The following is a 14,602-nucleotide window of genomic DNA, read 5'->3' as shown; positions in this document are numbered from 1 at the left end:
GACGACGGGCGCCCGAAGACGAAGGGGTGGCCGGGCCGCGCGGCCCGGCCACCCCGATGCGAAACCCCCTCCGCGCCCCGATTCCGGGAGCGGGTCAGGAGCCGGAGAACTCCCGGGCGACGACCTCGGCGATCTGGGCGGTGTTCAGCGCGGCGCCCTTGCGCAGGTTGTCGCCGCACATGAACAGCTCCAGCGACTTCGGGTCGTCCAGCGAGCGGCGGATCCGCCCCACCCACGTGGGGTCGGTGCCCACCACGTCGGCCGGGGTGGGGAACTCGCCGCGCGCCGGGTCGTCCTGGACCACGACACCCGGGGCCGAGGCCAGCACCTCGCGGGCGGCGTCGGCGTCGACCTCACTGTCGAAGGTGGCGTGCACGACCAGCGAGTGGGTCGTGACGACCGGGACCCGCACGCACGTGGCCGCTACGGCGAGGTCGGGCATGCCCAGGATCTTGCGGGACTCGTTGCGGACCTTCAGCTCCTCGGAGGCGTAGCCGTCCTCCTTCAGCGATCCGGCCCACGGCACGACGTTCATCGCCAGCGGCGCCGGGAACGGGCCCTGCTCGCCCACCGCGGCGCGCACGTCGCCGGCGCGGCTGCCCAGCGTGCGGTCGGTGGCCGCCTTCTCGATCTGGTCGTGCAGGGTGTCGATGCCCTCCTGCCCGGCGCCCGATGCGGCCTGGTAGGAGGCCACGACCAGCCCGGCGAGGCCGTAGGCGCGGTGCAGCGCGCCCATGGCCACGATCATCGACAGCGTGGTGCAGTTGGGGTTGCTGATGATGCCCCGCGGGCGGTTGCGGGCCTGCTCGGCGTTGACCTCGGGCACGACCAGCGGGACCTCGGGGTCCATGCGGAACGCGCCGGAGTTGTCCACGGCGACCGCGCCGCGCTCGGCGGCGACGGGCGCCCACTGCTTGGAGACCTCGTCGGGGACGTCGAACATCGCGACGTCGACTCCGTCGAAGACCTCCGGCGCCAGCGCCTGGACCTCGACCTCCGCACCGCGGACGGTGAGCCGCTTGCCCGCCGAGCGCGGCGAGGCGACCAACCGGATCTCGCCCCAGACGTCCTCGCGGGTCGACAGGATGTCCAGCATCACGGTGCCGACGGCGCCGGTGGCACCGACGACGGCCAGGGTGGGACGGCGTGCGCTCATCGTCCGGTACCTCCGTACACAACGGCTTCGACCTGCTCGGCGTCGAGCTGGAACTCGGAGTGGGCGGCCGCGACCGCCGTGTCGACCTGGTCTTGCTCGACGACCACCGAAATGCGGATCTCCGAGGTGGAGATCATCTCGATGTTGGTGCCCGACTTGGCGATGGAGTCGAAGAAGCGGGCGGTGACACCGGGGTAGGAGCGCATGCCCGCCCCGATCAGCGAGACCTTGCCGATCTGGTCGTCGTAGCGCAGCGACTCGAAGCCGACCTTGTCCTGCACCTTCTTCAAGGCGGCGAGCGCGGTCTGGCCGGCGTCCATCGGCACCGTGAAGGAGATGTCGGTGCGCGAGGTGGAGGCGGCCGACACGTTCTGCACGATCATGTCGATGTTGATCTCGGCGTCGGCGAGCACCGAGAAGAGCGTCGCCGCCTCACCGATCCTGTCGGGGACGCCCACGACCGTGATCTTGGCCTCGCTCCGGTCGTGTGCGACACCGGAGATGATCGGTTGTTCCATGCCTTCGGATTCCTCAACTTCTGAGACGACCCAGGTACCGGGCCTCTGACTGAACGACGAGCGGACATGCAGCGGAATTCCGTACCGGCGGGCGTACTCCACGCAGCGCAGGTGCAGGATCTTGGTGCCGCAGGCGGCCATCTCCAGCATCTCCTCATAGGAGATCTTGGGGATGCGCCGGGCGGTGGGCGCGATGCGCGGGTCGGCGGTGAACACGCCGTCGACGTCGCTGTAGATCTCGCAGGCGTCGGCGTCGAGCGCGGCCGCGAGCGCGACGGCGGTGGTGTCGGACCCGCCCCGGCCCAGCGTGGTGATGTCCTTGCTGTCCTGGGAGACTCCCTGGAAGCCGGCGACGATGCAGATGGAGCCCTCGTCGAGCGCCTCCTGGATGCGTCCGGGGGTGACATCGATGATCTTGGCGTTGCCGTGCAGGGACGTGGTCAGCACGCCGGCCTGCGAACCGGTGAACGAGCGGGCCTCGTAGCCGAGGTTGCCGATCGCCATGGCGACCAGCGCCATGGACATGCGCTCACCGGAGGTCAGCAGCATGTCCAGCTCGCGCCCGGGCGGCAGCGGTGATACCTGCTCGGCGAGGTCGAGCAGCTCGTCGGTGGTGTCGCCCATGGCCGAGACCACGACGACCACGTCGTAACCCGCCTTTTTCTGAGCGACGATCCGTTGGGCCACTCGCTTGATGGCTTCCGCATCTGCGACGGAAGACCCACCGTACTTCTGCACGATCAGAGCCACGGTCGTTGCTCCTGAGGGTTCGGGATCACGGTAATCAACTCGAAAGTGTAGCTAGCGGAATGTCGGGGATGCCGTCTCACCTGCGAAGCAGTCGGCATGGCAGGGCGGCGGACCGAACAGCACCGGCGCGGGGACGTACCCCGTGTGCACGCGGATACTCATGCTCGCCGCGAAGTCGCGCCGCCATCTCGGCAAACGCCGCGCGGCGCGCGGAACGCACCCGCCGGGCACCCGGCCGCGGAATGTGAGCTAGAACTCCAAGCTCCGCCGGCCTTCGAAGGCCCGGCCCAGCGTCACCTCGTCGGCGTACTCGAGGTCGCCGCCGACGGGCAGGCCGCTGGCCAGGCGGGTGACTTTCAGCCCCATCGGTTTGACCAGCCGCGCCAGGTAGGTCGCGGTGGCCTCCCCTTCCAGGTTGGGGTCGGTGGCCAGGATCAGCTCGGTGATCTGGCCGTCGGCGAGCCGCGACATCAGCTCCTTGATGCGCAGGTCGTCGGGGCCGACGCCTTCGATCGGGCTGATCGCGCCGCCGAGGACGTGGTAGCGGCCGCGGAACTCGCGGGTGCGCTCGATGGCCACGACGTCCTTGGACTCCTCGACGACGCAGATGACGGCGGCGTCGCGCCGGGCGTCGCGGCAGATGCGGCATTCGCTCTCCTCGGAGACGTTGCCGCACACCACGCAGAACTGCACGCGGTTCTTGACCTCGATCAGCGCGTCGGAAAGCCGCCTGACGTCGGCGTCCTCGGCAGCGAGCACGTGGAAGGCGATACGCTGCGCGCTTTTGGGACCGACGCCGGGCAGCCGCCCGAGCTCGTCGATCAGGTTCTGAACCGCGCCCTCGTACATAGCCCATCCAGGTGAGTCATCGCTACGCCTCCCACCGTAGCCCAGTCGGCCGCCCGGCGCCGCCACCGGAGGCGGGATCCGTCTGCGCCCCGCCTGCGTCGAACCTCGACCGGACCGGCGGAGAAGAGGGAGCGACGAGCATGGCAGAACCCGACGGACCCGGCGGCGCCGCGGCGGACGGAACCCGCCGGTGGTTCAGCCCCGGCCTGGAGCGGATGGGCGCCGCCTGCGCGGCCTGGGCGATCGAGCAGACCGAGGCCTACAACGCCTACCACCCCGCCGCCGAGTGGCACGTGGACATCGAGGCGTGCACCTTCCGGCAGGGTTCGGTCACGGTGCGGATGGCTCCGCTGGGGACGTTCGGCACGGACGGGAGCTGGGTGTGGGCGTGGGCGAACCCGCACATGCATCCGCCGGGCTCCGAGCGGCTGTCGCTGTCGCTGGACCTGCACCGCATCGGGGAGGAGTACGGCATCCCCGAGCTCGTGGCGCCGCGGCTGGAGCTGTCGGAGTTCGCCGACGCGCGGATGGCGCTGGAACGGCTCCTGCTCGTGTCGACGGGAGCGGTCTCGGGGCGCGGGTACGGCAGCGTGACGGCCGGTACCGGCGCCCGGGTCGCCATGGTCATGGTCGACGAGGCGATCCCGCGGGCCGAGTTCGACCTGATCACCCTGCCGCGGCGGATCATGCAGGGTATCGAGGTGTTCCCGCACGAGCCGCGTGCCACGGTAGGCGGCTATCTGGAGCGGCACGGTGCCGCGGTCGAGACCGGGCCCGACGGGGGGCTGCGCGGAGTCCGCGGCAGCCACACGGTGAGCGCCGCGTTCGACGAGCACGGCCGCCTCGCCGACCTCTCCGTGGCCAACGCCGACGCTTCGGGCTGAGCCCGCCGGGAGGCGCGGCTGCGCGCCGCCCTCCACCCCGCCGCTGAGGGCGGCGGGGCACGCGGATTCCGCCCGCGGGCCGACCGCGGGCGGAACCGCGCCTAGAAGCCCGGAAGGCCCGGCATGCCGCCGCCCGGCATCCCTCCGCCGGGCATGCCGCCGCCGAGGCCTTCGGCGAGCGGGCCCATCTTCTCCTGCTGGAGCTCCTCCACCGAGGACTCGGCGTCGCGGATGGCGGCCAGCACCATGTCCGCGACCGTCTGCGCGGTCTCGTCGGCGTCGTCGGTGTCGATGGCCTGGGGATCGATGTTGATCTCCTCCACCGAGCCGCGGCCGCTCACCGTGACCTTCACCAGCCCTCCGCCCGAGGTGCCCTCGACCTGGGCCTCGTCGAGCTGCTGCTGGGCCTCCATGAGCTGCTGCTGCATCTGCTGGGCCTGCTGGAGGAGGGCCTGCATGTCCATTCCGCCGCCAGGGTTCACTGCATCTCTCCTTGCCTGCGCTGTCCGTGCTTGCGAGCGTATCCGCTCATCGCGCCTTGGACCGCGCGCGCCGAAGGCCCGGTGCGCATGCGGGGCGACGGGCGTGCTCGGCGCACGCCGCCCGGGGGCGCGGGCCGGTGTGTCGACTCGGCGACTGGGCGACTGGGCGACTGGGCGACTCGGCGACAAGCGGACAGCGGCCGCAGCGGACCCGCGCGCGGCGGCGCGGGCGCCGGCTCACTCGGCCGTGTGGTCGATCTCGCTGATGATCTTGCCGCCGAGCTCGGCCTCGATCAGCGCGAATCCCGAGTGCGGGCCGCTGCCGGCCGCTTTCGGGGCGGGGGTGTCGGCTTCGCGGGCCTGCGGCGCGGGAGCCGGCTGCGCGGTGGCGGGCGCGGGCTCGGGAGCGGGGCCGGGTTCGGGCGGCGGCGCCCCGGCCGCGTCCTCGTAGGGGTCGGGAGGCGGCTCCTGCTGGTGCGCCGGCGCCGGAAGGCCGCGCGGGGCTGCGGCGCCGTCCCCGCGCCCGGCGGGCGGTGCGGACTCCGCATCGGGGCCGGGACCGGGGACCGCGGCGGCGCCGGGGTCATCCGGCGGCTGCGGGGCCGGAGGAGCCTCCCATCCCGCCGGCTCGCCGCCCGACGGCGCGGCGGGAGGCGCGGCCGGCGGGCGCGGCGGCGCGGGCGGGCCCGCGGACGCCGGGCCCGACCCGTTGGCGGGCACGGCCGCCACCCGGACCTCCGTGCCGAGCACCTGCCGGATGGCCTGGGAGACGACCTTGTCGCTGCCGCTGTTGGAGAACCCCTTGGCCTCGTTGGGCCGGGTGAACCCGAGCTGGACCAGGTTGCCCTCGACCCCCACCGGGCGGACGTCGCTGCCGCTGAGCACCATCCAGGTGAACCGGCGGATGCCCTTGACGGCCTCCATGATCTGGCCCCACGCGGCCTGGATGCCGCCGAGGTCGGCGGTACCGGTGCCGCCCGGCGCCGCCGGAGCCGGAGCGCGCGGGGGCGCCGACGCGCCGTCGCCGCCGGAGATGCCCCAGTCGTCCGCGGCCGGGGCCGGCCGGGAGTCGGCGGCCGGCGCCGCGGACCGTGCGGGAGCCGCCGGCTCCGCAGCGGGTGCGGGATCCGGCGCCGGAGCGGGCTCGGGACGCGCCGGAGGAGAGTCCGGCGCCGCGGGAACGCTGGAGGCCGCGGCCGGCGGCGAGACCGGCGCCCCCGCAGCAGGCCGGGACGGCGCGGGAGCGGGTGCGGGCGCCGCCTGCCCGGAGGCCATTCGCTGCTCCAGCTGCTCCAGGCGCGCGAGCAGCGCGCCGGAGTCGCCACCGCCAGCGGAGCCCGGAAGCAGGACCCGCGCGCACATCAGCTCCAGCAGCAGCCGCGGGGAGGTGGCGCCGCGCATCTCGGTCAGGCCCTGGTTGAGGATGTCGGCGGCCCGGGTGAGCCGGGCCGGGCCGAGGCGCTCGGCCTGTTCCCGCATCCGGTCCACGGTGTCCGGCGCGACGTTGATCAGCCCCTTGTCCAGGGCGTCGGGCACCGCCGCCAGCACCACCAGGTCGCGGGTGCGCTCCAGGAGGTCGGCGGTGAACCGGCGGGGATCGTGGCCGCCCTCCATCACCCGGTCGATCAGGCCGAAGACCGCGGCTCCGTCGGCCGCGCCCAGCGCGTCGACCATGTCGCCCAGCAGGCTGGAGTCGGTGTAGCCCAGCAGCGCCACCGCGCCCTCGCGGGTGATGCCGTTCTCGTCGGAGCCGGCCAGCAGCTGGTCCAGGATGGACAGCGAGTCGCGGGCGGAACCGGCACCGGCGCGCACCACCAGCGGCAGGGCGGCGGCGTCGAACGGCACTCCCTCGTCGGTGAGGATCTCCTCCATCAGCTCGCGCAGCGTGCTCGGCGGGATCAGCCGGAACGGGTAGTGGTGCGTGCGCGAGCGGATGGTGCCGATGACCTTGTCCGGCTCGGTGGTGGCGAAGACGAACTTCAGGTGCGGCGGGGGTTCTTCGACGAGCTTGAGCAGCGCGTTGAAGCCCTCGCGGGTCACCATGTGCGCCTCGTCGATGATGTAGACCTTGTAGCGCGAGCTCACCGGCGCGAAGAAGGCGCGCTCGCGCAGGTCGCGGGCGTCGTCGACACCGCCGTGGGAGGCGGCGTCGATCTCGATGACGTCGATGCTGCCCGGGCCGTCGGGGGCCAGCGCCACACAGGCGTCGCAGGTGCCGCAGGGATCGGGCGTGGGCCCCTGGTCGCAGTTGAGCGACCGGGCCAGGATGCGCGCGCTGGAGGTCTTGCCGCATCCGCGGGGGCCGCTGAAGAGGTAGGCGTGGTTCACGCGGCCGTTGCGCAGCGCCTGGCGCAGCGGGTCGGTGACGTGCTCCTGCCCGCGAACCTCGCCGAACGTCGCAGGGCGGTACTTGCGATACAGCGCGATGCTCACGGCGCGCTCACTGCTCCCTCCGCGGATCGGCACTGCCGGCCATCCGGGGCGACCGATCGCCCCCGGCCGTGTCCGCGGGTCCATTCAACCCTGTACCTGCGACAGACCGCACGGGGCGGCGCCGGTGAGGCGGGGGCGAAACGGCCTCCCGGGAAAGAGAAAGGACCCCCCGCGCACCCGCCAGAGCTTACTTATCCTTGCTGCCTTCCGGCCCTGGGGAGGTTCATAAGGTGACGCCGCACGAGGGGTCTGCCCCCAACTGTATCCGACACTCGCGCCCCGGCGAACCGTTCCGGCGCGATGCCGGGTGGCCGTCCTCACGCGGCCCTGATCCGCCCGCCCGCGCGCGGCCGCGCCGGCGGGGCGCGCGCGGGCGGGTCGGGCGTCGAGCGCGCGTCGGGCGCGCGCCCGACGTGTCACAGCACGCCGTACAGGCTGGTAAAGTTGTCCGCGGAGGATTCGCCTAGAGGCCTAGGGCGCACGCTTGGAAAGCGTGTTGGGGGCAACCCCTCACGAGTTCGAATCTCGTATCCTCCGCCGCCTCTATGCAGGCAGTACGAAGGCCCCGACCGGGTGCGCGGTCGGGGCCTTCGTCGTTCGTCCGCCTCGGTCGGCCGGTTCTCGGGCCCGGCGGGCGGGACACCCGGCGGCCCGGAAGCCGCTCTGCGGCGTGTCGGGACGCGGCGCGCGCGCCCGGACCGCACATCCGGTCGGTCGCAGACGTCCGCAACCGTGTCCGTGCTCCCCAGGCCCGCCGCCTACCGCCCCGGTCCTCGCGTGCTGACCGAACCGGAACCGTCGTCCCTGCTCATCGGGCAGCGCTTCGGTGTGCTCGCAAGCGTGCGCGCCGACGGCCGTCCGCACCTGTCCGCGGTGCTCTGCAGCCGGGCCCCGTCGAGCGCACCGTCCGCGTCCCGTCGACCGCCGAGCGAGTCAGCGCCTGTTCCGGCGGAACGCGCGCGCCGCGCTACACACGGGCCCCGCTCCCTGGTCCTTCGCCGTCGCCGAGGGCGAAGCGGAGGTGTCCGAACCCGCAAGCGCGCCCGGCGACGCCGTCGGCCGGGACCTGCTGGGCCCGGCTCCCGAGACCGGTTCCGGCCCCCGAGAGCGGCGGCGTTCCTCGAACGGCAGTCGGCCGAGAGCCGCGTGGTCCTCAGGCTCCGGATGTCGCACCTCCACAAGACCGCGCTGGGGCTTCCCGCCGCCGAGTGCGTGCGCGCAGCGGACCGGGTCGACACGACCGGTCGATGTGGCGACGTGTCGGCACGAACCGCCGCGGCCGTCCGCCCGGCGGTTCCGGCCACCGCCGGCGTACGGTTCAGGACGCCTGCGCGACCGGCCCGCTCCGCGGCGGAGGCACGGTGCTCGGCTCCTGCCCGCGCCTGCGGCGGGCCGTCGAGGCGGCGCGCTCCCGCAGGCCGCGCTCGGCCTCGGCGCGGTCGGCGTGGACGGGCAGCATCCTCGTCAGCCCGGACTCCTCGAGCGCCTTCGCCGGCGGGGAGTCCTGGTCGAGTACCAGCGACAGCCCGATCCCCCGCGCCCGGGTGCGGGTGTAGACGCGTTCGAGCGCCTCACTCATCGCGGACGTGCAGGAGATCGTGGGCGTGAAGTCGATCACCACCTCGTCGAGGCGCTCGTTGAGCAGCCACAGCAACTGCTCGCGCAAGCAGCGGGTGTGCCAGGGTTCGATGCTCTGCGGCACTGTCACGACGGCGCCGCGTCCGATGTAGTCGGTTTTCGCGACGATCTGCGTGGGCTGTTTCATAATCACCTGACCGGAAACCCGGTCCCCTCCGCGTGAACGGATGTCCCCGCCGGCTCTGGCGAGTGAGCGGGGCACCCTCGGGCCGCGCCTCCGGACCCACCCTTTCGCTGCCCCGTCACTGCGCGCCGCAAACGTCGGATTCTTGCGACCGATAAGCCCACCAGAATGTGGCTATATGGGCGAGTTGCGCAAAATGGCCGATGTATAACCGTGGTTTGCCCGGATTTGGGAGGCAGGTTGGTAGACATGGTGGAGACCGCCGAGGGCTCCCGGTCCGGCCAAGGGCCACCTCGCAGCCTTGGGTCCGAAGGGCGAAGCTTATGCATACAGCCTTCTCTCCACCGGCCGACTCGAACGAGCGGAACGCCGTCGCCGCGATGCCCGCGGAAATCGACATCCACAATCGCGACGGCCTGGTGCGGAGCATGTTCGAGGTGCTCGACTCCAACGCCGGCGTTCTCGTCGTCGACATGTCCGAGACCGTCTTCTGCGACTCCTCGGGCGTGCACGCCCTGCTCACAGCCCGCCGCAGGGCCATCTCGCGCGGGAAGACCATCCGCGTCGTCGCGCCTCGACGCAACGTCCGGCGCGTCCTGGAGATCTGCGGGATCGCCAGGCTGATGCCGATCGACGGCAGCCTTGAGGAAGCCCTTTCCCACCGGCCGCCGACAGCCGTGTAGGGTCCGGCTCCGAACCGGGGATTGCGAGACGCCCCCATTCCCGCATTGCGGTTGCGGCCGCGTTATCGCCGATATCGGCCGCACCTGAACCGCGAAAACAGATTGGCCGATAAGTCGACAATCCCCGCGCGCACGCGCGTTGTAGTGGCGAGGGGACGTCGGATCAGGGGATCGGGGAGAGGCGTCGCGCCGTGGTCGGCCTCCGGCTCCGACGAATCAGGTAGGGGCTCGGTCCGACCGGCGGTCGGACCGAGCCCCGTTTGCCGCTGATGCGGAGGAAAGGCCGTCAGCGGGAACGGGGCGCCAGCACCGCACCGAGCGTGGCCACACCCGCCTCGCCGTAGAAGTCGGCGATCTCGACCTGCCGGCCGGTCAGCTGGTGCAGGCGGGTGCGCAGCCCCATCAGTACCAGCGACCCCAGCCCCAGCGCCGCCAGGTCGGTATCCAGCCCCACCGGCTCGGCTCCGGCCTGACCGGGCACCTGCTCGGCCACCCACGCCTGCAGCGCCCGCGCCAGAACGTCGCGACGCTGCGCCTCGTCGGCCGCCGCCTCCAGCTCGGCGCGGCGCCGCGCCAGGTCATCACCGCGCTCCGGGGCCTCGGGACGGTCGCTCGGGCGGGCCCAGGCGCGCGCCGGCAGCGGTACCGCCGCCGCGGGCCTTGCCTCGTCCCAGGCGCGCGGCACGCCCCGGGAATACAGCCCGCCCGCCAGACGCAGCAGCGCGGTGTGCTCGTCGTGGGCCTCTTCGGCACACGCCAGCACATCGTCGGTCAGGGCCGGCGCCAGCACGCTTCGGGCGCTGACCTCCACCAGCACCGCCGGCGCTCCGGGATCGCCGACAGCCGCGGCCACCGCCGCGGCCAGTTGGACCGGCGCGCGGAGCTGGCGGCCCCAGTAGTCGCCCGTCAGCTCCGTTCCGCCGATCCCGGCACCGGTGGCGGTGGAGACCATGGGCACCGCCGACTCCCGGGGCGCCAGCTCGCCCAGGGCCGCGGCCAGGCGGTCGGCGGCCGCATCCAGCAGCGGCGAGTGCGCCGGCGGCGCCTGGTCCACCTCCCAGAAGCGGGCCCGCGGATAATGGGCCTCCAAGTGCTCCCGCAGCGCCGCGAGTGCGGCGTGGGTTCCGGAGAGCACCGTCGACGCGGGGCCGTTGACAGCGGCCAGGCTGGTGCCGCTCGCCCGCGCGGCCGCAACGGCCCGGTCGGCGTCCAGATCGGTGGCCAGCATGCCGCCCAATGCGGCGGATTCGGCCAGCAGCGCGCTGCGCTCGGCCACCAGGCGGGCGGTGTCCTCCAGGCTGAGCGCTCCGGCCACGCGGGCGGCCGCCGCCTCGCCCAAGGAGTGGCCCACCACCGCGTCGGGCCGGACGCCCCAGTGGGCCAGCAGTGCGCTGAGCGCGATCTGGTGGGCCACGGCGGCCGGCTGCACCGCCCGCAGGTCGGCCTCCTCCAGTGGAGTCTGCGGCCGGTGGGCGTCCAGAGCCGCGCGCGCCTCCTGCAGCGCAGCGGCGTACACCGGCTCGCGCCGGGCCAGCAGCTCACCCATTCCCGCCTTGTGGGAACCGTGGCCGGGGAAGACGAACACGACCCGCGGCGGCCGCGCAGGCGCGCGGCGCGGAGGGATCAGCGCCGGGTGGCCGCGCCCGGCCGCCAGCGCCTCCAGCGCCGCGGCGGCGCCTGTGGGGTCCTCGGCGACGACGGCGGCGCGCTGGGCGAGGTGGTCGCGGCCGGTGGCGGCGGTGCGGGTGATCGCCTCCCAGGCGGCGTGCGGGGCCCCGTGCAGGTGGCCGGCCCAGCGGTCGGCCGTTTCGGCCAGCGGCGCCGGACCGGCGGCCGAGACCGGCAGCAGGCGCGCGACCGGTTCTGCGGGCTCCTCCTGCGCGCCGGTCTCCGGGTGCGCCGCCTCGGGCAGCGCGAGGATGACATGGGAGTTGGTGCCGCCGAACCCGAACGCCGATACCCCCGCCAGGCGGCGCCGATCGGGCGGACCCGGCCAGGGCCGCGGAGCGGTGGCGACCTCCAGCCCCAGTTCGGCCATGCGCGGCAGCGGCTCGGTGTGGTGCGGGGTGGGCGGGATCAGGCCGTGCTCCAGCGCCAGCACAGTGGACACGACGGAGACGACGCCGGCGGCGCCCTCCAGGTGGCCGAGGTTGGCCTTGACCGAGCCCAGCACCAGCCGCTCGCCCTCGGCGCGGCCGCGGCCCATCACGTTGGCCAATGCCATGGACTCGGCCGCGTCTCCCGCGCGGGTGGCGGTGCCGTGGGCGTGCACGTAGCCCACCGCGTACGGGTCGACCCCGGACCGCTCGTAGACGTGGCGCAGCAGATCCGTCTGGGCGCCCCGGCTCGGTGAAGCCAGCCCGTGGGGCACGAACCCGTCGGCGTTCGTGTGGCTGCCCAGCAGCTCGGCGCGCACCCGCGCACCCGTCGCGGACGCGCGCTCGGCCGTGGTCAGCACGAGCACCGCGACCCCTTCGCCGCGCACGAACCCGTCGGCGTCGACGTCGAACGGGCGGCACCGGCCGGTGGGCGAATACGTACCGGAGTTGCGGAACATGCGGGTGTGGGTGTCGAGGCCGAGGTGCTGGACCCCGGCGACCACGGCGGTGTCGACCTCGCCCAGCAGCAGCGCCTGGCGGGCGCGGTGCAGCGCCACCATCGACGCCGAGCAGGCGGTGTTGACCACCTCGGCCGCCCCCCTCAGGTCGAAGGCGCGGGCGAGGCGGCCGGCGAGCATACTCGGCAGCGCTCCGGCCGTCTCGACCATGGTGCCGCCGTGGTCGGTTCCGAGGTGGGTGATGGACTGGTCCAGGCAGGAGGAGCCCACCCAGACACCCACCGGTGTGCGGCGCAGGTCACCCGGGGCGATCCCGGCGTCCTGCAGCGCCTCGTCGACCCCCTCAAGCAGCAGGGCCTGCTGCGGGTCGAGGGTGCGGGTCTCCAGCGGCGACAGGCCGAAGTGGTCGGCGTCGAGGTCCATGTCGGCGTCGTCGAGCAGGCCGCCGGGCAGGACGTCCTCGCGCTGGTGGGGGTGGTCGTCTGAGGGGTCGGTGATGAGGTCGGCGCCGTCATACAGCGCCGCCCACAGGGATTCGGGGGAGTCGACGCCGCCGGGCAGGCGGCAGGACATGCCGACGATCACCGGGCGGGTCATCGCGGCGCCCCCGCTCTGCGGCGGCCGCGGTCGCCGCGGTCGGCGGCCGCGGCGGCGCGGCCGGGGGCGGGTTCGTGAAGGGGACGGGGGGCTGCAGGGCAGGCCAAGCCAACCTCCAAGGGACGGTGATGAGGAAACGGGGACCGGGTCTCTGGGAGGGCTGGGATAGGCGTATGGGTGGGCGCAGGCTCAGGCGCGGGCGGCGACCTCGGCGAGGTAGGCGCGCGCCTCGTCCTGGCTGTAGAGGAAGTTCGCGAAGTCGGAGGGGTTGTCGAAGGCGTCGTTCCACCGCTTGGCGACCTCGGGGTAGGCCGTTGCGGCCCCGGCCACCTCCAGGTAGTGCGCCGGCAGGGTGCCGGCGTAGAACTGGTCGATCATCTCCGAGAAGGCGGCCGCGTGGCGCCCGGCCTCGTGCCAGAACCGGTCGTGGACCTGCTGCATCCAGGGGGCGTCGAAGGGCGCGTCGCCGCGCTTGGCGATCTCGTCGGCGATGATGTGGGCCGAGCGGGTGGAGTTGCCCCACCCCTGGCAGCTCACCGGGTCCGAGGTCAGCACCGCGTCGGCCATGCCCAGGACCGGCAGGTCCGACGCCAGGTAGCCCACCGGCCGGCGCACGACCGGGTCGACGTGGGTGAGCACCGTGGCGGGGCCGTCGACGTCGGCCAGGACGGCGTCCTTGCACAGGCCGGCGAAGTCGGGGACGTGCTGGACCAGGCGCAGCATCATGCGCTCCCACACCTGGTCGTCGGGCACGGTGCGCTCGTCGTTCTCGTGGCAGTCCAGCGCGGAGGCCCCGGCCCGGGCCCCGATGAGGACGCTGGTCACCGGCCCGGCGGTGGTCAGCACCGGGATCAGGTAGACCTCCCCCTCGGGCAGCGAGGCCGCCAGGATGCGGTCACCCGGGTGGTCCGCGCCCACCACGAACGCCTGCGCGTAGGCGCGGCGCCGCGCTCCGGCGGTGTGCTCGGCGTCGATCGGGAAGACGCGGCCCAACTGGCTGTCGCCGGTGGCCACCACGATCAGCTCGGTCATGCCGGTCTGCAGCATGTAGTCCAGGTCGCCGGTGGTCATGGCGTGGATCGTGGTCGATCCCCAGTCGTCCTCGTAGCGGTCCAGCCAGTCGGCGATCTTGACGCTGCGGTCGACGGACAGCCCCCAGCCGCCGCTCCAGTCGCTGGCGATGGTCATGTCCTCGCCGCCGCCCGGGCGCAGCGACAGGTCGACACCGCGCAGCCGCGGCGCGGCGTCCAGCCAGTCGAGCCGGTTGTAGAGACCGGCCTCCTCCTCGATGCGGCGGGTGGAGGGAAACGACATCTGAGTGAGGTCGGGACGCCCCTTGCGCAGTTCGGTGCTGGTCATGGATCCGGTCATGCGCACCTGGTGGCCGGCGTTGCGCAGCAGGTTGCCCAGCGTCAGGCCGGCCTGGCCGGTTCCGACGATCGTGATGCGACGCATGGTCATTGGGGGGTCCTCGGGTCGGGGTCGTTGCTGCGGCGGCGGACAGGTTCCTTTGCCGCCCCGCGAGGACCGCTCAATCCCTGTCCTGATGTCCGGTGCGGTGTGGCGGAATGCCGCGCTCGAGCGGGATTATTCCACCGCGTGATCATGGGAGTCCAGCCGGGTTGCGCGCGAGATCGCCCGCATGGCAGGCGTTGCCGCGCCCGGGCAGCTTGCGGCGGGCGCCGACGGCGCAGGTGAGCGGGCGACGGACACGGGCCGGACCCGACGCGCGATCGGCGGGCACATCGCGGGGCGGCGGCCGGTCCACGGCGCGCAACGGGGCGAGCGTGCGGTGCACGCTCAGCGGCTCGCGCGCCCACCGCCGCCGCCGGACCTCGATCCGCTCGTGTGGTGCGGCGATCCGGGGGGCGAAACCGTCGTCCGTGGGGAACATGGCCTCTCTCAGCATGACTCTCGGGGCGTGGGAAGAA

At 73.4% G+C, this 14,602-nt stretch carries 10 protein-coding genes, 1 tRNA gene and 1 other RNA gene; 3 read left to right on the top strand and 9 right to left on the bottom strand.

The window, feature by feature from the left end:
• Positions 1–94: 94 nt before the first annotated feature.
• From ABEA15_RS16335 to recR, 3 genes are all read right to left on the bottom strand, one after another.
• On the bottom strand, positions 95–1,156 hold the full coding sequence (locus ABEA15_RS16335) for an aspartate-semialdehyde dehydrogenase (protein ID WP_344141404.1): 1,062 nt from the start codon (positions 1,154–1,156) through the stop codon (positions 95–97).
• Positions 1,153–2,424, bottom strand: a complete 1,272-nt coding sequence (locus ABEA15_RS16330) for an aspartate kinase (RefSeq protein ID WP_311544412.1) — start codon at positions 2,422–2,424, stop codon at positions 1,153–1,155. The genes ABEA15_RS16335 and ABEA15_RS16330 overlap by 4 nt, the downstream gene beginning before the upstream one ends.
• A gap of 249 nt (positions 2,425–2,673) precedes the next feature.
• A complete protein-coding gene (gene recR, locus ABEA15_RS16325; protein ID WP_345557275.1) occupies positions 2,674–3,273 on the bottom strand; it encodes a recombination mediator RecR in 600 nt (199 codons plus the stop codon).
• 140 nt (positions 3,274–3,413) lie between these two features.
• Here recR and ABEA15_RS16320 point away from each other — a divergent pair, with 140 nt between their 5' ends.
• Positions 3,414–4,157 (top strand): DUF6882 domain-containing protein, encoded by a 744-nt coding sequence (locus tag ABEA15_RS16320; protein WP_345557273.1) that lies wholly within the window; start codon positions 3,414–3,416, stop codon positions 4,155–4,157.
• Between the two features lie 101 nt (positions 4,158–4,258).
• On the opposite strand, the gene ABEA15_RS16315 is transcribed toward ABEA15_RS16320, so the two are convergent.
• The 3 genes from ABEA15_RS16315 to ffs form a co-directional block, all read right to left on the bottom strand.
• Positions 4,259–4,621, bottom strand: a complete 363-nt coding sequence (locus ABEA15_RS16315) for a YbaB/EbfC family nucleoid-associated protein (protein ID WP_344141498.1) — start codon at positions 4,619–4,621, stop codon at positions 4,259–4,261.
• A 255-nt stretch (positions 4,622–4,876) separates the two neighbouring features.
• On the bottom strand, positions 4,877–7,072 hold the full coding sequence (locus ABEA15_RS16310) for a DNA polymerase III subunit gamma and tau (protein WP_345557271.1): 2,196 nt from the start codon (positions 7,070–7,072) through the stop codon (positions 4,877–4,879).
• Between the two features lie 157 nt (positions 7,073–7,229).
• An RNA gene (gene ffs / locus ABEA15_RS16305) (signal recognition particle sRNA small type) lies at positions 7,230–7,325 on the bottom strand.
• A gap of 199 nt (positions 7,326–7,524) precedes the next feature.
• Here ffs and ABEA15_RS16300 point away from each other — a divergent pair.
• Positions 7,525–7,609, top strand: a tRNA-Ser gene (locus tag ABEA15_RS16300).
• 781 nt (positions 7,610–8,390) lie between these two features.
• Here the strand turns inward: ABEA15_RS16300 and ABEA15_RS16295 are convergent.
• On the bottom strand, positions 8,391–8,837 hold the full coding sequence (locus ABEA15_RS16295) for an STAS domain-containing protein (RefSeq protein WP_345557269.1): 447 nt from the start codon (positions 8,835–8,837) through the stop codon (positions 8,391–8,393).
• A 200-nt stretch (positions 8,838–9,037) separates the two neighbouring features.
• Here ABEA15_RS16295 and ABEA15_RS16290 point away from each other — a divergent pair, with 200 nt between their 5' ends.
• Positions 9,038–9,517: an STAS domain-containing protein gene (locus tag ABEA15_RS16290; protein ID WP_345557267.1), complete on the top strand. Its 480-nt coding sequence runs from the start codon at positions 9,038–9,040 to the stop codon at positions 9,515–9,517.
• Between the two features lie 286 nt (positions 9,518–9,803).
• Here ABEA15_RS16290 and ABEA15_RS16285 read toward each other — a convergent pair whose 3' ends face one another.
• Both ABEA15_RS16285 and ABEA15_RS16280 read right to left on the bottom strand, forming a co-directional pair.
• Positions 9,804–12,671, bottom strand: coding sequence for a beta-ketoacyl synthase N-terminal-like domain-containing protein (locus tag ABEA15_RS16285; RefSeq protein WP_345557265.1), 2,868 nt, complete (start codon positions 12,669–12,671; stop codon positions 9,804–9,806).
• Between the two features lie 189 nt (positions 12,672–12,860).
• The gene (locus ABEA15_RS16280) at positions 12,861–14,132 is read right to left on the bottom strand and encodes a styrene monooxygenase/indole monooxygenase family protein (protein ID WP_344141411.1); all 1,272 of its coding nucleotides are present in this window, start codon (positions 14,130–14,132) and stop codon (positions 12,861–12,863) included.
• Positions 14,133–14,602 lie beyond the last annotated feature (470 nt).

It is taken from the genome of Streptomonospora halophila (genome assembly GCF_039542725.1).
GTDB classification, from domain to species: Bacteria; Actinomycetota; Actinomycetes; order Streptosporangiales; family Streptosporangiaceae; genus Streptomonospora; species Streptomonospora halophila.
The sequence above is the reverse complement of the archived record's forward strand: the minus strand, read 5'-3'. Positions and strand labels throughout refer to the sequence as shown.